The organism is Arthrobacter sp. UNCCL28, from assembly GCF_900102805.1.
Lineage (GTDB): Bacteria > Actinomycetota > Actinomycetes > Actinomycetales > Micrococcaceae > Arthrobacter > Arthrobacter nicotinovorans_A.
In genome coordinates, this window is sequence record NZ_FMWE01000005.1 from 225,305 (window position 1) to 246,864 (window position 21,560).

At 64.3% G+C, this 21,560-nt stretch carries 16 protein-coding genes, 1 tRNA gene and 1 riboswitch; of the genes, 10 read left to right on the plus strand and 7 right to left on the minus strand.

Annotated features, from left to right (window positions below; all coding sequences use genetic code 11):
- Positions 1 to 436 precede the first annotated feature (436 nt).
- Positions 437 to 1,870: an HNH endonuclease gene (locus BLQ01_RS15460; protein ID WP_091552689.1), complete on the plus strand. Its 1,434-nt coding sequence runs from the start codon at positions 437 to 439 to the stop codon at positions 1,868 to 1,870.
- Between the two features lie 38 nt (positions 1,871 to 1,908).
- Here the strand turns inward: BLQ01_RS15460 and BLQ01_RS15465 are convergent, their stop codons facing one another.
- Positions 1,909 to 3,369 (minus strand): amino acid permease, encoded by a 1,461-nt coding sequence (locus BLQ01_RS15465; RefSeq protein ID WP_091552690.1) that lies wholly within the window; start codon positions 3,367 to 3,369, stop codon positions 1,909 to 1,911.
- A 269-nt stretch (positions 3,370 to 3,638) separates the two neighbouring features.
- Here BLQ01_RS15465 and BLQ01_RS15470 point away from each other — a divergent pair, with 269 nt between their 5' ends.
- From BLQ01_RS15470 to BLQ01_RS15490, 5 genes are all read left to right on the plus strand, one after another.
- The gene (locus BLQ01_RS15470; RefSeq protein ID WP_254779489.1) at positions 3,639 to 5,825 is read left to right on the plus strand and encodes an ALF repeat-containing protein; all 2,187 of its coding nucleotides are present in this window, start codon (positions 3,639 to 3,641) and stop codon (positions 5,823 to 5,825) included.
- Positions 5,826 to 6,013: 188 nt separating this feature from the next.
- Positions 6,014 to 6,820, plus strand: coding sequence for an IclR family transcriptional regulator (locus tag BLQ01_RS15475; protein ID WP_026542074.1), 807 nt, complete (start codon positions 6,014 to 6,016; stop codon positions 6,818 to 6,820).
- 171 nt (positions 6,821 to 6,991) lie between these two features.
- Positions 6,992 to 8,743 (plus strand): urocanate hydratase, encoded by a 1,752-nt coding sequence (locus BLQ01_RS15480; RefSeq protein WP_091552692.1) that lies wholly within the window; start codon positions 6,992 to 6,994, stop codon positions 8,741 to 8,743.
- Between the two features lie 4 nt (positions 8,744 to 8,747).
- On the plus strand, positions 8,748 to 10,340 hold the full coding sequence (hutH, locus tag BLQ01_RS15485) for a histidine ammonia-lyase (protein WP_091552693.1): 1,593 nt from the start codon (positions 8,748 to 8,750) through the stop codon (positions 10,338 to 10,340).
- Positions 10,341 to 10,539: 199 nt separating this feature from the next.
- A complete protein-coding gene (locus BLQ01_RS15490; RefSeq protein WP_026542071.1) occupies positions 10,540 to 10,788 on the plus strand; it encodes a hypothetical protein in 249 nt (82 codons plus the stop codon).
- A gap of 121 nt (positions 10,789 to 10,909) precedes the next feature.
- On the opposite strand, the gene BLQ01_RS15495 is transcribed toward BLQ01_RS15490, so the two are convergent.
- The 5 genes from BLQ01_RS15495 to BLQ01_RS15515 all read right to left on the minus strand — a co-directional run bounded on the left by BLQ01_RS15495 (position 10,910) and on the right by BLQ01_RS15515 (position 14,547).
- Positions 10,910 to 11,131: a hypothetical protein gene (locus BLQ01_RS15495; protein ID WP_026542070.1), complete on the minus strand. Its 222-nt coding sequence runs from the start codon at positions 11,129 to 11,131 to the stop codon at positions 10,910 to 10,912.
- A gap of 162 nt (positions 11,132 to 11,293) precedes the next feature.
- Positions 11,294 to 11,364 (minus strand) — tRNA-Cys (locus BLQ01_RS15500).
- A gap of 205 nt (positions 11,365 to 11,569) precedes the next feature.
- Positions 11,570 to 12,010, minus strand: coding sequence for a hypothetical protein (locus tag BLQ01_RS15505; RefSeq protein ID WP_091552695.1), 441 nt, complete (start codon positions 12,008 to 12,010; stop codon positions 11,570 to 11,572).
- Positions 12,011 to 12,079: 69 nt separating this feature from the next.
- Positions 12,080 to 13,030 carry a formimidoylglutamase gene (gene hutG, locus BLQ01_RS15510; protein WP_091552696.1) on the minus strand — a complete coding sequence of 317 codons (951 nt, stop codon included), beginning with the start codon at positions 13,028 to 13,030 and terminating at the stop codon, positions 12,080 to 12,082.
- Positions 13,031 to 13,104: 74 nt separating this feature from the next.
- Positions 13,105 to 14,547, minus strand: coding sequence for an NCS2 family permease (locus BLQ01_RS15515; RefSeq protein WP_026542068.1), 1,443 nt, complete (start codon positions 14,545 to 14,547; stop codon positions 13,105 to 13,107).
- 114 nt (positions 14,548 to 14,661) lie between these two features.
- Between BLQ01_RS15515 and BLQ01_RS15520 the strand changes: the two genes are divergently transcribed.
- Together BLQ01_RS15520 and BLQ01_RS15525 are read left to right on the plus strand one after the other, a co-directional pair.
- Positions 14,662 to 15,294, plus strand: a complete 633-nt coding sequence (locus tag BLQ01_RS15520) for a copper resistance CopC family protein (RefSeq protein WP_091552698.1) — start codon at positions 14,662 to 14,664, stop codon at positions 15,292 to 15,294.
- Between the two features lie 150 nt (positions 15,295 to 15,444).
- Positions 15,445 to 15,637: riboswitch (cyclic di-AMP (ydaO/yuaA leader) on the plus strand.
- A gap of 3 nt (positions 15,638 to 15,640) precedes the next feature.
- On the plus strand, positions 15,641 to 16,426 hold the full coding sequence (locus BLQ01_RS15525) for an NlpC/P60 family protein (RefSeq protein WP_026542066.1): 786 nt from the start codon (positions 15,641 to 15,643) through the stop codon (positions 16,424 to 16,426).
- Between the two features lie 195 nt (positions 16,427 to 16,621).
- Here BLQ01_RS15525 and BLQ01_RS15530 read toward each other — a convergent pair whose 3' ends face one another.
- Entirely contained in the window at positions 16,622 to 17,314 is a 693-nt protein-coding gene (locus BLQ01_RS15530) for an NAD(P)/FAD-dependent oxidoreductase (RefSeq protein ID WP_091552699.1), read from the minus strand.
- A 414-nt stretch (positions 17,315 to 17,728) separates the two neighbouring features.
- Between BLQ01_RS15530 and BLQ01_RS15535 the strand changes: the two genes are divergently transcribed.
- Positions 17,729 to 18,766, plus strand: a complete 1,038-nt coding sequence (locus BLQ01_RS15535; RefSeq protein ID WP_026542064.1) for a universal stress protein — start codon at positions 17,729 to 17,731, stop codon at positions 18,764 to 18,766.
- A gap of 21 nt (positions 18,767 to 18,787) precedes the next feature.
- Positions 18,788 to 21,556: a PEP/pyruvate-binding domain-containing protein gene (locus BLQ01_RS15540; protein ID WP_091552701.1), complete on the plus strand. Its 2,769-nt coding sequence runs from the start codon at positions 18,788 to 18,790 to the stop codon at positions 21,554 to 21,556.
- Positions 21,557 to 21,560: the final 4 nt, after the last annotated feature.

The following is a 21,560-nucleotide window of genomic DNA, read 5'->3' on the forward strand; positions in this document are numbered from 1 at the left end:
TTGGAGTGTTGGATCCGCTGCCACGAGCCACAGGAAAGCGGCCGCCGGACGGGCTGGGAGCGCGGACTGGTGTCGTTTCGCACTCCAGCGGTGGACTTTGTCAGAACGGGCCCCGCCAGACCGTCGCAAGAAAGGCTCTTCACTTTCCTCATCAGTGGGAGGGCGGAGCCCAATCTCTGGGACCCTCATCCCAACGATGCGAGCTTGCTTGGCCGGGGTGTTCGCTCGATCCAGCTGGACACAACCCTGGGCGTGATAGACGTGGCCGGCTTTCCCGAGGCCATGGAGGAGGTACGAGGACTGCTGTTCAATTTTGAGCCTGCGAGGTGACAGCTGGCCCCAATGCTCGTCGTGAACATTGGCGTTGTTGGCCTTTTTGTTTTCCTGCCCTTCCCGGGCGTTTTGAAGGTTGTCCACATAGACAACATGGGGTCTGATGTTCGGGCCGGGTCGCTGGAAGAGTGGCTTCATGGACGGAAATCGGGGATCGCAGCAGGCGCCAGTGGCTTCGCCACCGGATGCTTCTTCCGTTGTCCTGATTCCCTCGGCTACCGCGGCTACCGGGTCGGCGGTACCTGGCGCGGCCGTACGAGGACCGGGTATTCAGGGGCTCATCTTTGATCTGAGGACGCTTCCGATCAACACTGATAGCTCGGGGCTTATTGATGAGATGCGCGAACTTGAGGAACTGACGTCTGCAATTTCGGCTCGGCAGGCCCGGGTTGCGGTGGCGTTTGATCTTACGCAGCGGGCCGAGCAGGCCCAGTCCGGGGTTCCCGCAGCAGAACGCGGCATGGGCGTTGCTGCGCAGGTGGCGTTGGCACGGCGGGAATCACCAAACAAAGGGTCCAGGCTCTTAGGGTTTGCCAAAGCGCTGGTCATGGAGATGCCCCGGACCATGGCAGCGCTGGATTCGGGCCAGTTGAACGAATGGCGGGCAACGCTACTAGTGAAGGAAACAGCCTGCCTGTCCGTTGAAGACCGGGCTGCTGTGGACGAGGAACTAGCCCCTGACTCCGGGACCTTTGAAGGAGTCGGGGACAAAACCATCATCGCTGCCGCCAAGGCCGCCGCGTATCGCCGTGACCCGCGCTCGGTGGCGCAACGAGCCAGCCATTCAGCCACGGAACGGACGGTCAGCCTCCGTCCTGCGCCGGACACCATGACGTACCTCACCGCCCTGCTCCCGGTCGCCCAAGGCGTGGCTGTCTATGCCGCGCTGACCCGGACGGCTGACTCCCTTCGCTCCAGCGGAGACCCGCGAACCCGCGGCCAGGCCATGGCAGACACCCTAACTGAACGCATTACCGGTACACCGGGTGGTGTCTCAGGTATCAACCTCAACCTCGTCATGACCGATCGCACGCTGTTCCAAGGGGATCCCGAGCCGGCCCGACTCGAAGGCTACGGAATCGTACCCGCGGAATGGGCAAGGGCGCTTCTTGCTGAGGAACCATCCGGGTCCGAGGACCAGCATCATCGCAGCGAATTCACGGTGTTGCTCCGCCGCCTCTACACCGCTCCCGGCAGCGGCGAACTCTTGACGATGGACTCCCGAGCTCGATTCTTCCCGCAACGGTTGCGGCGCTTCATCAACATCCGGGACAACACATGCCGTACCCCGTACTGCGACGCGCCCATCCGGCACATCGACCACATCATTCCATGGCATTCGGAAGGCGGCACAAACCTCCAAAACGGAGCCGGTCTTTGCGAAGCCTGCAACCAAACCAAGGAAAATCCGGGCTGGAACGCCGCTAGCATGCCCGGTGAGGTGCACACACTTCAGGTCCGCACTCCCACCGGGCATAGCTACCATTCCAAAGCACCACCGTTGCCGGGGCACAAGTCCGCACGCCTCAGAAGCTGAGGCTGGAGCGACTTCAACAACATGAGGCCTTCAACAAATTAGCGTGCCTTCACCACGGGGATGGCGGCCGTTTCGTCCACCAGCTCTGCCCGGCGAAGGCCACCCCCGCGGACCCACAGTTTGTAGGCCACGAACAGGAGAACCAGCCAAGTGCCACCTACGTACAAGGCAATGCGCGTGTCCTCGAAGACGCCGAGGATCACGATCACCATTGCCATGAACGCCATGGTCAGGATTGAGGCGACGGGCCACAAAGGCGACCCGAATTCCGACGCCGGCAGCCCCTTGCGCTTGATCTCCCGTTTCATGGCGACGTGCGAAGCCAAGATCATCACCCAGACCCACACCGTGGCAAAGGTGGCGATCGAGGCGATGAGCACGAACACGTCCTCCGGGATGACGGCGTTCAGCACGACGCCCACCAGCAGGATGCCACCCATCATCAGCACGGTCATCCACGGAACTCCGTGCCGGGAGATCTTGCTGAAGCTCTTGGGCGCATGACCCTGCTGTGCAAGGCCGAACAGGATGCGTCCGGCCCCGAAGATGTCGCTGTTGATCGCCGACAAAGCAGCCGTGATCACCACGGCGTTGAGGATGTGGGGCGCGGCAGGGATGCCCAAACCGTCGAAGATCTGCACGAACGGGCTACCGCTGCTGCCGATTTCGTTCCAAGGGAAGATGCTCATCAGCACGCCGAGGGTCAGCACGTAGAAGAGCAGCACACGGACGGGAACAGTGTTAACTGCCTGCGGAATGACCTTCTTGGGGTTGGTCGCTTCGCCGGCCGTGATGCCGATGGTTTCAATCCCGCCAAAGGCAAACATCACTACGGCGAAAGCGGCGAGGAGCCCCTCAAAACCGTTCGGGAAGAAACCGCCGTGGTTTACGAGGTTCCCCAGCCCCGGTGCCACGCCGCCGCCGTCGCCCGTTTGGAAGCCGAACACAACGATCGCGGCACCGCCCACAATCATGGCGATGATCGCCACCACCTTGATCAGCGAGAACCAGAATTCCAGCTCTCCGAAGACCTTCACACTGAGCAGGTTCATGGCGCCAAGGAACAGGATGATCGCGAGCACCCAGATCCATCTGTCCACTTGGGGGAACCAGAAGCCCATATAGATGCTGAATGCGGTGACGTCGGCAATAGCCACAATCGCCATCTCGAACACGTAGGTCCACCCGGTCACGAAACCGGCGAACGGTCCCAGGTACTTGGACGCGTACTGGCCGAAGGAGCCGGACACGGGGTGTCGGACGGCCATTTCACCGAGGGCGCGCATCACCATGAACACGGCTGCGCCGCCGATGATGTAGGCCAGCAGGACAGCCGGGCCGGCTTTCTGGATGGCAGAGGCAGAGCCGTAGAAGAGGCCGGTACCGATTGCGGATCCGAGGGCCATGAAGCGGATGTGGCGGACGTTCAGGCCTCGGCTGAGCGCCGTACCCGCGGCTTGGAGGACAGAGTTCTCCGCAGCCAGCTTGGTTTGTTGCATAGTAAAACCTTCTCGTCTTTGGGAGGGGATCGCTATCCAGCAGATCACTTTTGAGCCCCTTGTGATCGGACTCACGGACGTTTGGTGTCTTTGATCGCAGACAGTGCGTTTTGTGAGCGGGCGCTGCCTTGCAGGATGGTGGTCAAAGTCATAGTCCGGGGTCGGATATGATGACCGCGGACAGCTCATCAAACCGGTCAGGCATCCCTCGCTTCCAGCGTCGCCCCCCCTTGAATTCAGCGCTGCCATCGCATCCTTATGGGGGACCTTTGATTTCTGTACTTCGCCACACCCGACGCCGTTGGGCCGCTGCCGCCGTGGCTCTTGTGGCCGGGGCATCCTTGCTCTTTGCCGCCCCTGCGCAGGCCTACGAGATTCCGGCGTTTGAGGTCCCGACCCAGTCCCAGGCTCCCTCGGCGTATGTGCAGCGGGCTGCTGACGCCGCTGGCGTGGTTCAGTTGTGGAAGACGGCCGGCCCCGCAACACGCGCTGCCGCCGCTGCCGCCTTGGCTGGAGGCCCGCAGGCCGTCCAGGCATTCGTCGACGGCGGACAGGACGCTCCGCTGGCAGCGGACCGCAAGCAGCTGGTCACCGAGCTGACGCAGCGGGGGAGTGAGCATGTGCGCTCGAAAGCGAAGGAGATTCTGGCCTCCGCCAACCCCGCGTTGATCGATGCGTTCCTCGCCTCCGGCTGGGAGAGCACGTGGAGGGTGGACCTCAAAACAGTCGCCTACTACTTCACCGAGTACAACAATGGCCTGGTTCAGCGCGAGGCTCAGAAGAGCCTTGACGAAGGCCAGCAAGCAGTCGAAGAGTTCGTCCTGAGCGGCTGGAAGGTCAAGGCCCAGGTGTCGGACCGGCAGGCGACGTACGCACTGATCGCCTCGCCCAACCCCGCGGTTTCAGCCGGAGCCAAGACCGCACTCGGCACCACAGAGCCCGCCGCCGACGCCGCGAAGGTTGCCGACTACCTCCGCTACGGCCAGTTCGTCGCAGGCGACCACCACAATGAATCGGCCGCCGTTGCTTCGCTGCTCCAGCAGGTCAAAGCTGACATCAAGGCCAACCCGGCGGGAACCGCAGACGTCGCTGCCCGGGCGAAGACCGCCGTCGAGCAGGCACGGAACACCGCCGCCGCTGCCCGCACAGCAGACTCGGCCCGTTTGGTTGCCGACAGGGACCTCCTGAGCGCCCATGCTGTTCCGCGCGGCGCCCTGGACAACGTGACACTGGTTTCAGAGAAGCCTGCCAAGGAAGCGTTTGCCGCTGCAGCCAAGGAGCTGCCGGGACTTTTGGCAGTCCTCGCTGCGGCCAATGCTGATCCTGACGCCCTTATCAAGAAAGCCCGTCAAGCGACGCTGGATCTCGCGCTGGTGGGCACACCTGAGGTGAAAAAGGCTGCCGAAAAGGCCCTGTTGGCGGGCGACCCGGCGATCAAGGCTTTCATAGCCAAGGGCCACGACGAGGCCATTGTGAAGGATTCAAGCGGAGTCTCGGCTTTCGGTGCGGACCGTCAGCGTGTTTATCAGCTTCTGAGCCTCGGCGGCAGCCACGTCAACAAGGCCGCTGACCTTGCCCTGGGCTCCGCCAGCCACGCAGATGTCCGTTACTTCCTGGAGTACGGGTTTGCTACCGCGCAGGATCTGGACAACCGCATCCTTGCCTACGCATCCCTGGACAAGGCCGGGCCGGAACTTCGGGCGGCCGCCACGGTGGCCCTCGAAGGCAGTCGCGCGGATCTCCGGGCATTCGCCGCCAGCGGTCAGTTTGCTGCCGCCAAGCGCGACGAAGCCACCGCAGCACATGTGGCGTCGGTTGACGCCATGCTTACCGAGCTCACAGGACTTGCGGACAAGGCGGCGCTCGACGCCGGTATAGCAGCCGACGCTGCGAAGGCCGCCGACGCTGCGAAGGCCGCGGAAGCTGCGCGCCAGGCGGAGGCGGCGAGGGCCGCTGAAGCAGCACGCCAGGCGGAAGCGGCGAGGGCCGCGGAAGCAGCACGCCAGGCAGAGGCTGCAGCGGCGGCCGAGCAGGCTCGCGGTAAACTCCCGCTGAACGTGCCGAGGGGTAATTCATCCGAACTCTCCGCATCAGCTCCCACGGTGGTGCCGTGGCCGCAGGCGCCGGTACCCGCCGTCGCGCTTGACGTCACAGGTGAGGCGCCCGATGGTGAGCCCGTTGCCGCTGAGCGCCCGGAGGCAACGGATGCCAGTGTCCCGCCGGCAGCTACGTGGCCCAGCGAATCGGCCACGGCGGAGTCGTTGTCGCAAGAGGCAGCCGCGCCCCTGGCCGCGTCATCCACTGGGCTGGGAGCTTGGACCATCGCCTTGATCGTGGCGCTGGTCTTGGCGGCTGCGGGAGCAATTACCTTCCTGCTGCGCCGTAAGGTTCCGGTTCCTGCCACGGCGTCGGCGTCCGCCAGCACTACCTCGCCCAAGGCCACGCCCAAGCCGTAGGCTTCGCCGAGCCGCAGGCACCGCCCGCCGCAGGCACCGCCCGCCCCGGGCACCTCGCAGTGTTCTGGCATCCCAGACACAATGCTGATCATGCGGCTTGGATGCGAGACCCGACAGGGTGCACGCTTGAGTACGGGATACCGGACAGCCCCGCGTCCGCTGGTCCCGGACCCGAGCAGTGAGGAACCATGACAACGTCGCCAGTGGCACCAGGCAAGGCCAGTTCCAAGGTCCCTGCCGCCGAAAACACCCTCAGGATCCTGAAACTGCTGGCCTCGAGGCGGGGCCCTATGGCGGCGTCGAATATTGCCACTGCACTGGGTTTGCCGCGTTCCAGCGTCTATCACCTGTTGGGTGTGATGGAGGCCAACGGCTTCGTTCTGCACCTGCACGAAGAGCAACGGTATGGGCTTGGCATCAGTGCCTTCGAACTCAGTTCCGCATACTCCCGCCAAGAGCCCTTGTCCCGGCTCGGCCGGCCCATGCTCGCGTCGCTGGTGGACGTGATTGGCGAGAGCGCGCACCTCGCGGTGCTCCATGGCCGCGATGTCCTCTACATCGTGGAGGAACGCGCCAAGAACCGCCCCAGTCTGGTGACCGACGTCGGAGTCCGACTGCCGAGCCACCTCACCGCTTCGGGCCGCGCCATTCTTGCTGCCCTGCCCAAGTCCCAGGTCCGGGCGCTGTACCCCAATGCCGCAGCCTTCACTGCCCGGCACGAGGTGGAGTCGCCCATCATGAAGTACTCAACGCTTTCCTCCCACCTTGACCAGGTACGCCAGCGCGGCTACGCGACGGAAAACGGTGAAGTGACGCCCGGTTTCGGTTCCATTGCCGTCGCCGTGACGGACCATGTGGGATGGCCGACGGCGGCAGTCGCCGTCACGTTCCTGGAGGACAAAGTGCCTGCTGAGCAATGGCCGGTGCTGGCTGCGCGGATCCGGAAGGCTGCAGACGAGCTCTCGGTCCGGATCCACGGCCGGCCCGCGCAGTAACTTTCCGCCAGGTCCTCCCGGCACGCCAAAGGCGCCAACCAAGCCGGACTCGGGTGCGTCTGTAATCCCGGACAGCACCACCCCAAAACCCGTTCCAGCCGCGGGATAAAGGGGCTTTAGTAGAGGTAGAAGATCTTTCCACCACACTTTCCCACAGACGAAGGAGTCACCATGGCACCCGCCGATTTCACTACTGGTGCCCGTCCGGTTAAGGCCGCCCGGGGTACTGAGCTCACTGCCAAGTCGTGGCAGACCGAGGCGCCGTTGCGCATGTTGATGAACAACCTGGATCCGGAGGTCGCTGAGCGCCCGGATGACCTGGTGGTTTACGGCGGCACGGGCCGTGCTGTCCGGTCCTGGGCCGCGTTCGATGCGATCACCCGGACCCTGGAGACCATGGAGAAGGACGAGACCCTCCTGGTGCAGTCGGGCAAACCCGTAGGTGTGTTCCGCACCCATGAGTGGGCGCCGCGTGTTCTCCTGGCGAACTCGAACCTGGTGGGGGACTGGGCGACGTGGCCTGAGTTCCGCCGGCTCGAGGCCGAGGGCCTGATGATGTATGGCCAGATGACGGCCGGGTCATGGATTTACATCGGCACCCAGGGCATCTTGCAGGGCACGTACGAAACTTTCGCCGCCGTCGGGAATAAGCTGATTGCCGCCAGGCAGAACACCGCCGGCCACCCGGCACCCGCCGCTGCGGGTTCCACGGAAGGCCCGCTGGCCGGAACCCTGACCCTGACCGGTGGTTGCGGCGGTATGGGCGGCGCCCAGCCGTTGGCCGTCACGCTGAATGACGGCGCCTGCTTGATTGTCGACGTCGACGAGACCCGCCTGCGTCGCCGCGCCGGCAAGCGGTACTTGGACGAGGTCGAAACGGACCTGGATACGGCCATCGCGAAGGTCCAGAAGGCCAAGGACGAGCGCCGCGGCTGGTCCGTGGGCTATGTGGGCAACGCCGCCGAAGTGTTCCCGGAACTGCTCCGCCGCCACAAGGCCGGGGAAGTGACCTTCGATGTGGTCACGGACCAGACAAGCGCGCACGATCCCTTGTCCTACCTGCCGGAGGGCATCACCGTGGCCGAGTGGCACACCGAGGCTGAGGCGGATCCGGAAGGGTTCACCAAGAAAGCCCAGGCTTCCATGGCCCGCCACGTCCAGGCGATGGTGGAGTTCCAGGACGCCGGTGCTGAGGTGTTTGATTACGGCAACTCCATCCGTGATGAGGCACGTAAGGGCGGCTACGAACGCGCGTTTGAGTTCCCCGGCTTCGTCCCGGCTTACATCCGCCCGTTGTTCTGCGAGGGCCTTGGCCCGTTCCGCTGGGTTGCCCTGTCCGGGGACCCGGAAGACATCGCCGTGACGGATAAGGCCATCAAGGAGCTGTTCCCGGAGAACAAGCACCTGCACAAGTGGCTCGACGCTGCCGCGGACCGGGTGGAGTTCGAGGGCCTGCCGGCACGTATTTGCTGGCTCGGTTATGGCGAACGCGCCAAGGCCGGCCTGCTGTTCAACCAGTTGGTGAAGGAGGGCAAGGTCAAGGCCCCGATCGTGATCGGCCGTGACCACCTCGATTCGGGTTCGGTGGCATCTCCGTACCGTGAGACCGAGTCCATGGCCGATGGTTCGGATGCGATTGCGGACTGGCCGTTGCTCAACGCCCTGATCAACACCTCATCGGGCGCTACCTGGGTCTCGATCCACCACGGCGGCGGTGTCGGCATTGGCCGTTCCCTGCACGCCGGACAGGTCTCCGTTGCTGACGGAACCGACCTCGCCGCAGAGAAGCTCGAACGGCTCCTGACCAACGACCCCGGCATGGGCGTCATCCGCCACGTCGACGCCGGCTACGACCGCGCCGTCGAGGTCGCCAACGAACGCGGCGTCCGCATCCCCATGAACGAATCCGCAGAGAGCAAGTAAGAACATGACCATTACCTCGAACGAACAGCTCACCGTCACCCTTGGTTCCAGTGGCGTCACGCCGGAAGACGTCGTCGCCGTCGCCCGCCACAACGCCAAGGTGACCATCTCCCAGGACGCCCTGGACAACGTCGCCAAGGTCCGTGCCCACATTGACGACCTCGCCACCAGCGACGTCCCGGCCTACGGGATTTCCACTGGCTTCGGTGCGTTGGCCAACCGCCACATCCCCAACGACCTCCGCACCCAGCTGCAGAAGTCGCTGATCCGCAGCCACGCCGCCGGTATGGGCCCGGCCGTTGAACGCGAAGTGGTCCGCGGCATCATGTTCCTCCGCGCCAAGACCCTGGCTTCCGGCCGCACGGGCGTCCGTCCGGTGGTCCTTCAGACCATGGTGGATGTCCTCAACGCCGGCATCACCCCTCTGGTCCGCGAGTTCGGCTCGCTGGGTTGCTCCGGCGACCTCGCGCCGCTGTCCCACTGTGCGTTGGTCCTCATGGGCGAAGGCGAAGCAATGGGTCCCGACGGCGAACTGTACGGAACCGCAGGACAAGCACCTGTCGCTGAGCTGCTCGCGCAGCACGGGATCGAGCCGGTTACCCTCGCCGAAAAGGAGGGCCTGGCCCTCGTCAACGGCACCGAGGGCATGCTCGGCATGCTCCTGATGGCCATTGCCGACATTCGTTTGTTGCTTGCGACGGCGGATGTCACCGCTGCGCTCAGCGTCGAGGCGCTGCTCGGCACGGACCAGGTGTTCCTGCCGGAGCTCCACGCCGCACTCAGGCCCCACCCGGGGCAGGCTGCCAGCGCAGACAACATGCTGCGTGTGCTGTCCAACTCGCCGATCGTCGCGTCCCACCGGATCAACGACACCAAGGTCCAGGACGCCTACTCGCTGCGTTGCGCCCCGCAGGTTGCCGGAGCTGTCCGCGACACTGTGGACCACGCCGCACTGGTTGCTTCCCGCGAACTCGCCGCAGCGATCGACAACCCGGTGGTCCTCCCGGACGGCCGCGTCACGTCCAACGGCAACTTCCACGGCGCCCCCGTGGCCTATGTCCTGGACTTCCTGGCCATCGCGGTGGCGGACCTCAGCTCTATCGCCGAGCGCCGCACCGACCGCATGCTCGACCCCGCACGCTCCCACGGGCTTCCGGCGTTCCTGGCCGGCGATCCCGGCGTGGACTCGGGCCTGATGATCGCCCAGTACACGCAAGCCGGGCTCGTCTCTGACAGCAAGCGACTTGCCGTTCCCGCATCAGTGGACTCCATCCCGAGCTCCGCCATGCAGGAAGACCACGTGTCCATGGGCTGGCATGCTGCCCGGAAGCTGCGCAAGGCCGTGGAGAACCTCCGCCGCGTGCTCGCCGTCGAGCTTGTCACCAGCGCCCGCGCCATCGACATGCGCACGCAGATGTCCGACGGCGAACTCACCCCTGGTCCCGCCGGCACGGCGGTCCTTGAGGTGCTGCGCGAAGTGGTCCAGGGCCCGGGCGCGGACAGGTTCCTTTCGCCGGAACTGGAAGCGGCCGACCGTCTGGTTGGCTCCGGCGCGGTCCGTGCGGCCGCCGAATCCGCCGTCGGGATTTTGGCCTGACGTCGAATAAAACGCTCATTTGATGGGCATATTTGCCACGCCCCGGTCTTTGTTCGCAACGCAATCACCGGGGCGTGGCAAATGTAGTAAAACTTATGGTGTACGTCACGTCCACAACAACGGTGTTGTGGGCTTGACGGTCATCCGTTCACACAACTCAATACACAACAGAGAACATCCACAAAGGGGTAGAAGTTCAATGAAGGCACGCGGTGCAGTCCTGTCCAGGCGAAGCGCTCACACGGCTACGGTCACCGACTGGCGAACGCTGGTGGTTGGCGAGGCAGTGGAAGTGGTCAAGTACGCCCACGTGGTTGCGACGGGCCGGGTCGAGGAAGTTTCCGGCAGTGGAAACGTGGTGTGGCTTGAGCATTCCGGCTCGGGCGTCACCGAAGAGGGCAAGGAACTGTTCATGAAGTCCGACGGCGTCACTCTCCGCCGGGCGTAGCTGCAGTTACCGTCGAGGTACTTGTTAAACAGAAACCGGGGCTCGTTCCCTTCCGCGGGTAGTAGATGCGGAAGGGACGGGCCCCGGTTTTTGGCGTCGCTGCCGGCGATGCGTTGGGGTATCAGGCAGCGAGTACTTCGCGGGTCTGACCGAAGGGAACGGATTCGTCCAGAGCCACGGTGTAGGTGCCGGGCTCGTGCCGGGTCACCAGAATGCCGCAGTTAGCGTCAGCTGCTGCGCTTTCGATCAGGGCATCCACGGCGCGGTCAAGGCCGTCGTGGATCTCGTCTGCCTTGGAAAAGGACAGGCGAATTTCGCGTTCTGCAATCATTGCAGGGGTCATTGGGGGGCCTCCTATTACGTGCCGCATGCGAGGGCGACCCATCAATCATAGTGGGCGGGGCTGAAAATTTGTAAGATGACCGGCAGTCCCGTGATGTGGGTCTCATATGGAGCCTGCGGTGGATGCGTGCTGGCGGAGGGGGATCCGCTGTGGGCCCAGGAGACGTGGTGGCGGGATTCGAACCCGCGTACGCTGCTTTGCAGGCAGCTCCCTGGCCTCTTGGGTACACCACGTGCAAACGACATTAGGGTCCGGCAAGTGGGCGTTGCAAAGTTGGTTTCGAAGACTGTCGTGGGGCTACGCAGGGTGTCGGCGCGCTACGGAGTGGTGTCGCCGCGCTACGGGGTGGTGTCGCCGCGCTACGCGAAAGTTGCCCTGCGTTGCTTCCGGTGACTGACAGGCTCCAGCGGCTCAGCGGCCCCCGCGTGGTCCCTGGCTTCATCCCGTCCGGGAGCGCAGCCGGGCCACTTTGGAAACTCCAGACGCCACCAGCAGTGTGAGAATAGCCGCTGCCATGTGTGTGTAAAGAAGGAGATGTACGTCCCCGCCACTGCTCGCAGCACCCTCAGGTACGTCCCCCAGGGCCTGCCCTCCGTGGAAGTGGTCCAGGAAACCGTTGCCGGGGAAGTAGCCTCCAAAGGCGTCGAATCCGAGGTGCAACAGCTGCTGGGCCACGCCGGAGAGCAGCAGCAACAACAGGGGCCAGTGCACCCACCGGGCGATCAGCTGGGCGGCCAAACAGCCGAGTGCGGCGAAGGCCAAGAGAACGGGAATGGCGGGTGCGCTCCCGCCGGCCACCATGTGCGCCACCAGGCCCAGGGCTACAGCCACCAGGCCGGCCACCCAGGCCCACTTGTCCTGCACAGACGCTGCGCGCATCGCCATTCCTTTCCTCCACACAGGCTATGCGGAGGAAGTTCCCGGGAACAGGCCCGGCTAAACGCCTCTCTACGCGAGCAGGGTGTTCACCAGGCGTGCTGCCACTTTGGCGGTGCGGTGATCTATGTCGAACTCCGGATTCAGCTCCGCGACATCCAGGTGCAGCAGCTTCCCGCTCGCAGCAACCTGGCGGCAGACCGCGCTGATTACCGGCAACGGCACACCGTAAGCAGCAGGGGCGCTCACCCCGGGTGCCACCGAAGCCGGCATCACGTCCAGATCGATGGTCAGGTACAGCACGTCCACTCCGGCCAGGAAGTCGGCAACAAAAATCTCCACAGCCTCGGGCGTGCACAGCTCGTCCGGCAGGTACTTCACGCCCAGGCGGTCGGCCGTATCAAAGAGGGCACGCGTGTTGTTGGGCTCCGAAATTCCGACGACGGCGTACTTCAGTTCCCGCCCAGCGGCGGCTTCTGCGTGGGCCATCTGAAGGAACGGCGTGCCTGAGCTCGGCGTGGGCTCATCGCGCAGGTCAAAGTGGGCATCCAGGTTCAGTACGCCGAGCCTTTTGCCGCGAACTGCTTCAGAACCGGCCACCCCAAGGTAGCTGGCGAACGCGGTCTCGTGGCCGCCGCCCAGCACCACGGTGAGGTTTCCGGCGTCGAGCAATCCCGATATGGCGCGTCCGGCGCGCTCTTGTCCCGACTCCAGTGAGTCGTCCTCCACAACCACATCACCGGCGTCGAACACGTCACGGCCAAGGTGGAACGCCAGCGGCCCCAGCGCTGAACGGATGGCGGCAGGTGCTGCGGCAGCGCCCACGCGGCCCTTGTTGCGGAGGACACCGGCGTCGCTGCAGAAACCAAGCACGACGGCGGGACGCGAGGACGTGGCCGGCGTGGCCGAGGTCAGGGGTGCTACTGCTTGCCACCACCGGCGGTGTTCGGTGCCGTCCCCGTCAAAGCGGCCCGTCCAGGGTGTGGGGCTGACGTCGACAGTGGGGATGCTGCTGGTTTCCATGCCTTAAGCACACCCGAAGGCGGGCACTAAAACCAGCGATCCAATCACCCGGGTGTCCGGAATCCCGGACTTCCCTACTTGACCCCCAACAACTCCTCCACAGTTCCGATGCCGAAGAACAGCAGGAAGGCAGCTGCCACGGCCCACATGAGGGGGTGGACTTCACGGGCGCGGCCCTGGAAAGTGCGGATGAGGACGTAGGAGATGAAGCCCGCGCCAAGGCCGTTGGCGATCGAGTACGTGAACGGCATCAGGGAAATGGTGAGGAAGGCCGGGATGCCAACGCCCCAGTCCTGCCAATCGATCTTGCCCACCTGGGAAACCATCATGAAGCCCACAACCACCAGGGCCGGGGCCACGGCTTCGAACGGGACGAGGTTGATGAGCGGGGTGAAGAACATGGCCACCAGGAACAGCAAGCCGGTGACGATCGAGGCGAGGCCGGTGCGTGCGCCCTCGCCGATCCCGGCGCCGGACTCAACAAAGATCTGGTTGGAGGAAACCGAAGCGCCGCCGCCCACGATCGCCCCGAGGGCATCGACTTGGAGGACGCGGTCAACGTTGGGGATGTTGCCGTCCTTGTCCACAGTTCCGGCCTCGTTGGCCAGGCCCACCATGGTGCCCATGGCGTCGAAGAAGATGCTCAGCAGGATCACGAACGCCAGCAGTGCCGCGGCGATGAACCCCAAGTGCTCGAAGGCGCCGAACGGGTTGGCCTTGCCGATGAGGGACAGGTCCGGGGCGCCCCACTCCGAAAGAGTGGGAGCAACCAGGGACCAGCCGCGGGGGTTGACGTTCTTGCCGTCAAAGCTGGGGCCGATGTGGAGGGTGAATTCGAGGATGGCGGCCAGTGCGGTGGAAACCACAATGCCGATCAGGATGGCGCCGCGGACCTTGCGGACCACCAGCGCGATGGTCAGGATCAGGCCCACTGCGAACACCAGGGTAGGCCAGCCCATGAGCTTGCCGTCCACGCCAAGTCCCAGGGGAACCGTGGTGCCGGCAGCGTCCGGAATCCGCCGGACAAACCCTGCATTGACCAGGCCGATCAACGCAATGAAGAGACCAATGCCCACCACGATCGCGGTCTTAAGGGCTTCCGGAACGGCCTTGAACACGGCAGTGCGGAAACCGGTGAGCACCAGGATGAGCATGGTCACACCGGACAACACCACAAGGCCCATCATGTCCGGCCATGTCAGTTGCGGGTGCGAGGCCACTGTCACGGCGACGAACGCGTTGACGCCCAATCCTGTTGCCACGGCGAACGGGTGCTTGGCCCAGGCGCCCATGAGGATGGTCAGGATGCCCGCTACGAACGCCGTGGTGGCGGCGACGGCGGTGAATCCAAGGGACGCCCCGCTCGAATCAGCCCCGGAGAGGATCAACGGGTTCAGCACCACGATGTAGCTCATGGCGAAGAACGTCGCGAAGCCGCCACGAATTTCCCGTGAGTACGTGGATCCACGTTCAGTAATTTTGAAGTAGCGGTCTACTGCCGAACCTTGTTTAAGCATGAAGGACTCCGGGGATCGAGGGGAGTGTGCTTTCAAATCCTATGCGGTCCGGTAAAGGGCCTCCGGACGATTCGCCTAGTCTGTAAGGAAGCCAACACTAGGAGAAACCGCCCCATGCGTACCATCCGCCCGCTTCTGGCCGCCGTCGTCGCCGCTCTTGCCTTCGCCTCTGCCCTGCTGTTTTCCGCGGCCCCGGCATCTGCCCATGACGTCGCAGAATCCACGACGCCGGCCAACGGCACAGCGGTGGCGGAAGTTCCGGCGTCGGTCTCCATTACGTTCAACAACCGGCCGCTCGCGATCGGTTCGGGCGTGACGGTCACGGCGGCCGGCGAAAACTGGGCCGACGGACCTGTGGAAATCATCGACAACCAGGCCGTTCAGAAGCTGCGCGAAGGCGCTCCCGCCGGCGAATATACCGTCGTGTGGCGCGTCGTCAGCAGCGATTCCCACCCCATCGAGGGCACCTTTACGTTCACCGCCACCGCAGGAAGCACGACGCCGGGTGGCTCGGCAGGTGCCTCGCCGTCGGCCCCGGCTTCATCCTCCGCAGCTGTGCCCACCGCAGGAACCGGGGCGCCGGGAACGGGCAAGAGCGAGCCTGCCGCCGACGCCTCCCAGCCCTTCCCTTGGAGCATTGTTGGGCTGGCCGTGGTTGCTGTTGGTCTCGTTATTTTTCTGGCTGTTACAGCACGCCGGAAACTGGCTGCGTCAAATGACTCTGAGGGCGATTCCGCCGCGGAATAACGGGGTTTTCTACGTAGCTGCGAAGATCTCGAAATGGTCACCGCGACACGCCAGAGGCGCGGTTCTCGTTACTTAAATGTGACTTCGGCGTGATCATCGCGTACGGTTATACCTGTGCCTGTTCCACGTAGCGGGCACTTCCGGCCTGATTGCCTAGCTCTGCCGCAGTCCGGAATCCGTTCGCAGACAAACCTTACGGCAGAGACGGGGAACCCATTTTAGGTCGCTTTCGAGCGTGCCTTGGGGTGAAGTCACGAAGCTTCCGCGTAACAGCGGGGCGTAGTGGCCGGGTGACTCCCATCCGAATCCGACAGCTAACCTCGCAGGCATCGGGAGAGGCTCTTTCATGTCTTCACGCATTCTTCGCGGCCGTCGTAAGGCGGACAGCGTACGTCCTAATCCGTTCATCTCGATCTCCAAGGCAGTCGCCAGCAACGCTTCCGGCGCTGGCCGCCAGGCAGCTGTCATCGCAGCAGCCTCTGGCCTTGTCCTGACCGGCTCCATTGCTGCCCACGCAGCTGAAGCTCCGGTTCAGCGGGACTCCAGCCCCGCCACGGTCGCTGAGACCGTTTCCGAGGCTCCCACCCAGGTTGTGACCGCACTGGCCACCGCCACCGTCAACTTCGAGCGCCCTGCTGTTGCTTCCGTAGCAGCTCCGGTCATCGAAAAGCCGGCTCCGGTTGCTCCGGCTCCCGTCGCCAAGAAGGCTGCAGTCACCACCGCAGCTGCAACGGCTCCTGTTGCCAAGGCTGCTGCTGCCGCTCCGGCCGCCGCTGCTCCTGCTCCTGCAGCAGCTGCTGCCCCGGCCGTCGGTGGCGTCAACGCTGCCATGGTCGCCTCGGCCTACGCCCAGATCGGCATCATGCAGGACTGCACCGCCATGGTGGAGCGGGCACTCGGTTCCGCAGGCATCCCTGTTGGCGACCTCGGTCCCATGCAGTTCATGAACTACGGCAAGGTTGTCAGCTCACCCCAGCCCGGTGACATGATCGTCCAGTCCGGCCACGTTGCCATCTACATCGGCAACGGCCAGGCAATCAGCGGTGGCATCAATGGCAACCAGACGGGTATCCACCCGATCAGCTGGTTGACTGCTACGGGTCCCCTGACCTACGTACGCGCTGGCGCATAAAGCCTCACGCTTCAGTTCAAAGGCCGGTGTCTTCGAAGAACCAATCTTCGAGGACACCGGCCTTTGGCGTTAAGTTATGTGAGTAAAAGTTCGGAGTCAGGTTCGACGCCGGTAGGGCGCGTCATGAATCCGTGCGCAGGAGGGTCCTTCTTCGCCCAAACGGCGCTTCAGGGGCGGCCCCGGAGCCTTTGTCCGCTAAGCGGTGGCTATGCCCGGCCCTGCGGCAAGGGCGACCTTGGATGAGATCGTCTGGCCCACGGCCTTTGCCTGCCGAAGCACTTCCTTCGGTGTGGGCGTGATGAGTTCGCCGACTCCGACGAGGTGCATTCCGACAGCCCGCATGGCCGCGGACAGGTTCTGGCCGATCGCTATGCCCAGTTCCGCCAGCATGCGGCGCAACTGGCTCTGGGCACAGCGTGTCACCACTATGTGGTCGGCCAAAAGGACGCCGCTGGCAGTGTGCACTGCCCATTGGCGGCGCGTGGATTCCAAGGGGCCGGAGGCGTGGAGCCCTGTCCTGAGGCCGGCAGTGGTCATACTCGCAGCCAGGCCGTAGCCAATCTGCTGGGAGGGGTCCGAGCCCAGGAAATCAAGGCGCACCGCTCGCGTGGTGCTGCGGACGTCCAGGTGATGGCTGGCGGCGTAGTTCCGCAGGTGGCGGAGGATCTCGTTGCGTTCCTGCATGGCTGCGGGATCGCCGGCATCACAGCGTTGAAGCATGCCTGTGTGGACTGAAGGGCCAGTTGCCGACAACGCACCGAACCCGTCCACCACTATGGAGCCCACGCCGTAGCGGCTGAGCTCACTGGCAACTGCCAAGCCGGACAGGCCGGCTCCGATGACCACGGTGGTGGTGCGTTCCGTGGCGGAATCAGGCGTGAGTGACACTGCTTGGTTCCTCCTTGACGTGTGTGCCGTTCGGCATCGCGTGGGCTCGCGTCCGAGTCCCCAAGCGGCCGCAAATAAATGGCCGGAGTGTGGTTTGGAACACGTTTGCCGGCCATTCGGTGACTCGAACACTACCGAACTTTTTCTGCCATGGATAGCCTCGGACGTCCGCGTGTTTCCGGTGTTCATCCGCAGCGCAAAATGGGGTCGTGGCAACCGAGCCCGGACCGTTATGCACATAGCCCAAAGTCGCCTTGATTCGGCGGTGCCGACCGAGAATAGTGGGCCTTGGGAGGAGGAATTACCAGGTTTCTTCTGCCCCGGCCATTGACAATGAAGCCGTGAGGGAATCCGTGGCGGAGAACCTCTGGCAGAATGGCCGGAACATCAAGCAGCAGGTGGAAGGCGGGCCCCATGGACCAGCACAGCAGAGACATTGAAGAGCCACAGGACGGCCAGGACCAGGCAGTGGCGCCAGGTGGCATTGTCGTTGGAGTGGACGGTTCAGAGCACGGACAATGTGCCTTGGTTTGGGCCGCACGCGAGGCCGAGCGCCGTCAGCTGCCGCTTCACATCGTGACGGCCTACTCCGTGCCCATCTTTGCCGCGTCAGGCCTGGATGGTGGCTACGCAACCGTGGATGATTCGGTGATTCGCGAAGGCGCGGACGCGATCATCAAGCAGGCCATGGACAAGGTTTCGGGTTACGCCATCGACGTCGACGCTTCCGTGGAAAACGGCGACGCTGCCGGTGTTTTGCTGGATCTCTCGGAAGACGCCGCGCTCCTCGTTTCCGGAAGCCGGGGCCGCGGTGGCTTTGTGGGACGCCTTTTGGGCTCTGTGAGCAGTGCGTTGCCCGCCCACGCCAAGTGCCCCACGGTTACTGTCCCCTTGTACTGCGCCGACAGGCTGGGCGAAAACACGGAGGACAAGCACATCAAAGCCGAGCACGCCAAAGCCGGGTCCCGCACTGTGGAGAACGTGGTTGCGGTGGGTGTGGATGGCTCCGAGCAAGCCCGTGTGGCAGTGCTTGAGGCAGCCGAGCAAGCACAACGTATGGGGGCAAAGCTCCGCGTCATTTGCGCCGTACCGCAGTACAGCGGGTCTTTGGCCTGGGTGCCGGCGCCATTGGACCGCGACGCCCTCTTTGCCGACATCAGGGTTCAACTCGATGCCGGGGTGGCGTGGCTCAGGAGCCACTTCCCGCAGTTGGCCATTGAGACTGACCTCCGGGACGGCTCTCCGGTGGACGTGCTGGTGGAAACAAGCCGCAGCGTCGAGTTGGTGGTGCTGGGAACACGTGGCCGCGGTGGTTTCGCGGGCATGCTCCTGGGTTCCACCTCGGACGGCGTACTGCACCATGCAAAGGGACCAGTGCTGGTTGTCCCTGACCGTGAAGACCCACGACTTGCTGATCGTGACAAGTTCGGCCCCATGCTCGGGGCAGCGTAGCGGAGCGGAACCTGCATCGCCATGGAAGGCCAGGAGACCGGGGAACAGCAGCAGGATCGGCACGTCACAGACGCGCACGGGCCCCTGTTCATTCTGGACATCGCCGGAATCCGGGGGTCAATGCTCCCGGAGGTGGGTGGCAAGGGAGCCAACCTTGGTGAGCTGGCCGGTGCCGGCCTGCCAGTACCGCCCGGATTCTGCCTGACCACCGCGGCTTACCGTTACGCATTGTCCGCTATTGGTTTGGATAAGGTCTTTGCGGCCTTGAAAGGGACCTCTGCCTCCCAGCTGGACCAGCTGAACGGGCTTGCCGCGGATGCCCGGTCGCTGGTGCTCGAGGCCGGCGTCCCTGCCGTGATCTCCGAAGCGGTGCGGGCCGCCTACGGGCAGTTGGGAGACAACGTCCCCGTCGCCGTCAGGTCTTCTGCCACCGCAGAGGACCTGGCTTTCGCGAGTTTCGCCGGCCAGCAGGACACTTTCCTGAATGTCGTTGGCGTGGAGTCGGTTCTGGACGCGGTGAGCCGCTGCTGGGCTTCGCTGTGGACAGACCGTGCGGTGACCTACAGGACCACCAACGGGATCGATCACGCATCGGTCACCCTGGCTGTGGTGGTGCAGGAGATGGTGGATTCAGCAACCGCTGGGGTTATGTTCACTGCAAACCCCGTGACGGGAAACCGGCACGAGACAGTGATTGACGCCAGCCCAGGCCTGGGAGAGGCCGTGGTTTCCGGGGCCGTGAATCCCGATCAGTACGTTGTTGACGTTCGCCACAACGCCATTGTGAAAAGGGCCGTCGGGGACAGGCAAGTGGAGATCAGGCCAATCCCTGGAGGCGGCACGGAACGCCTTGAACGGGCCACTGGATCCGGGCGGGATGGGCAGGAGGATCCACAGCCCTGCCTCAGTGATCCTCAGATTTTGGCGCTCGCGGACTTGGGCCGGAAGGTCCAAATCCATTACGGGGCCTCGCAGGACGCTGAATGGGCCATCGATCAGGACGGAAAACTGTGGCTCACGCAAGCCAGGCCCATCACTACCTTGTACCCGCAAACCACGCGAACCCCTCCTGCACCCGGAGAGCACGCCTTCCTGAACTTCAGCCTCGCCCAAGGACTGACCAGACCGCTCACGCCCATGGGCCTGGCCGGCATCCGGCTCATCGCCTCCTCGGTAGCCAGGACAGCCGCATTCGACGTCCCCGATCCACGCTCCGGACCTCCGCCGTATTACGAGGCCGGGCAGCGCATCTTTTTCGACCTCACGGCTGTAGTGCGGAGCAGGGTGGGGCGTGCGATCGTGCCCCGCGTTTTCGACGTCATGGAGGCCCGCTCGGCCACCCTGATACGTGGCCTCTTTGACGATCCTCGCTTTAGGGTGACGTCAAGGACGCCCTTGAAGCTGATTCGCCACATAGCTCCCGTCGCGGCCAGGTACCGCGTCCCGGAGTCACTGTTCCGTGGACTGTTCCGCCCGGCTTCAGCCATGAAACGGGTGGAGAGGCTCGGAGTGGACCTGCGGGCCGCCTTGGCCGTCCCGCCCCAAGCTACGCCCCACCAGAGGATCGGCCACGTCCAGCGGATCCTCGGCCAAGAGCTGTTCGCCACGGTTCCGCAGGTGTTGCCCTTGCCCGCGCTCGGCTTCGCCATGCTGGCCTTGGTTGGCCGCCTGTTGGGAGACCAGGCTCCCAAGGGGGAACTGCAGGCTGTGATCCGCGGCCTGCCCAACAACGTCACCACGGAGATGGACCTGGCCTTGTGGCAGCTCGCCTCCCGGATTCGGAAGGACACCGACGCCGTTGCCTCCATGGCAGGCTCCACGGCAGCAGAATTGGCCGGGCAGTACCGAAACGGTGAGCTCCCGGCAGTTGCCCAGGCGGGATTGACTTCATTCCTGGCCATGTTCGGTCACCGGGCCGTGGCCGAGATCGATCTCGGCATGCCTCGCTGGTCAGATGACCCCACCCACATTCTCGGCGTCGTTACCAACTATTTGAGGCTGGCCGAAGGTGCTGAGGCGCCGGACCAACAGTTCGCGCGGGCAGCCCACGAGGCTGATGAACAGATTGCACGGTTCATCGCCCGTGCCCGGTTGAAGAGCCCGTTGCACGCGGCCGTGGTTCGCATGGCATTGGACCGGACACGGAGATTCGCGGGCCTGCGCGAGTTACCCAAGTACAACCTGGTTCTGGGGCTCTCAGCTGCACGAAAGCAGTTGCTCCTTGTCGGGGAGGAACTTGCCGCCGCCCAGCGGATCGAACATTCCCGGGACATTTTCTTCCTGGATCTCGATGAAGCCGAGACAGCATTGGCCGGAGATGACCTGAAAGGGCTGGTCGCTGAGCGCCGGGAAGCCTACCAGCAAGAACTGCGGAGGCGGCATATACCGCGTGTGCTCTTGTCTGACGGGACCGAACCCGAAGCCGCACCCCGGAACGCCGGTATCCAGCGCCTTGGCACTTTGTCCGGCAGTCCGGCGTCGGCGGGGCGGGTCACAGCGCCTGCGCGCGTCATCATGGACCCCGTTGGTGCGCACCTGGAGCCCGGAGAAATCCTCGTCGCACCCTCAACTGATCCCGGCTGGACCCCATTGTTCCTCACGGCCGGTGGGCTGGTCATGGAGATGGGCGGACCCAACTCCCACGGAGCCGTGGTGGCCAGGGAGTACGGCATCCCTGCTGTTGTTGGGGTTCCGGATGCTACGTCGCGGCTGGCCACCGGCCAGCGCGTCACAGTGGACGGGGCCGCCGGGACGGTCAGCGTTGAAAGTCCCGCTGGCGGGACAGGCTAGGCGT

Bases quoted from the DNA above. Each gene is read 5' to 3' on its own strand.
- BLQ01_RS15525 (WP_026542066.1), top strand. From the start codon at position 15,641: ATGTCTTCACGCATTCTTCGCGGCCGTCGTAAGGCGGACAGCGTACGT.
- BLQ01_RS15475 (WP_026542074.1), top strand. From the start codon at position 6,014: ATGACAACGTCGCCAGTGGCACCAGGCAAGGCCAGTTCCAAGGTCCCT.
- BLQ01_RS15495 (WP_026542070.1), bottom strand. From the start codon at position 11,131: ATGACCCCTGCAATGATTGCAGAACGCGAAATTCGCCTGTCCTTTTCC.
- BLQ01_RS15515 (WP_026542068.1), bottom strand. From the start codon at position 14,547: ATGCTTAAACAAGGTTCGGCAGTAGACCGCTACTTCAAAATTACTGAA.
- BLQ01_RS15480 (WP_091552692.1), top strand. From the start codon at position 6,992: ATGGCACCCGCCGATTTCACTACTGGTGCCCGTCCGGTTAAGGCCGCC.
- BLQ01_RS15490 (WP_026542071.1), top strand. From the start codon at position 10,540: ATGAAGGCACGCGGTGCAGTCCTGTCCAGGCGAAGCGCTCACACGGCT.
- BLQ01_RS15535 (WP_026542064.1), top strand. From the start codon at position 17,729: ATGGACCAGCACAGCAGAGACATTGAAGAGCCACAGGACGGCCAGGAC.
- BLQ01_RS15520 (WP_091552698.1), top strand. From the start codon at position 14,662: ATGCGTACCATCCGCCCGCTTCTGGCCGCCGTCGTCGCCGCTCTTGCC.
- hutG (WP_091552696.1), bottom strand. From the start codon at position 13,030: ATGGAAACCAGCAGCATCCCCACTGTCGACGTCAGCCCCACACCCTGG.
- hutH (WP_091552693.1), top strand. From the start codon at position 8,748: ATGACCATTACCTCGAACGAACAGCTCACCGTCACCCTTGGTTCCAGT.
- BLQ01_RS15465 (WP_091552690.1), bottom strand. From the start codon at position 3,369: ATGCAACAAACCAAGCTGGCTGCGGAGAACTCTGTCCTCCAAGCCGCG.
- BLQ01_RS15460 (WP_091552689.1), top strand. From the start codon at position 437: ATGTTCGGGCCGGGTCGCTGGAAGAGTGGCTTCATGGACGGAAATCGG.
- BLQ01_RS15505 (WP_091552695.1), bottom strand. From the start codon at position 12,010: ATGCGCGCAGCGTCTGTGCAGGACAAGTGGGCCTGGGTGGCCGGCCTG.
- BLQ01_RS15540 (WP_091552701.1), top strand. From the start codon at position 18,788: ATGGAAGGCCAGGAGACCGGGGAACAGCAGCAGGATCGGCACGTCACA.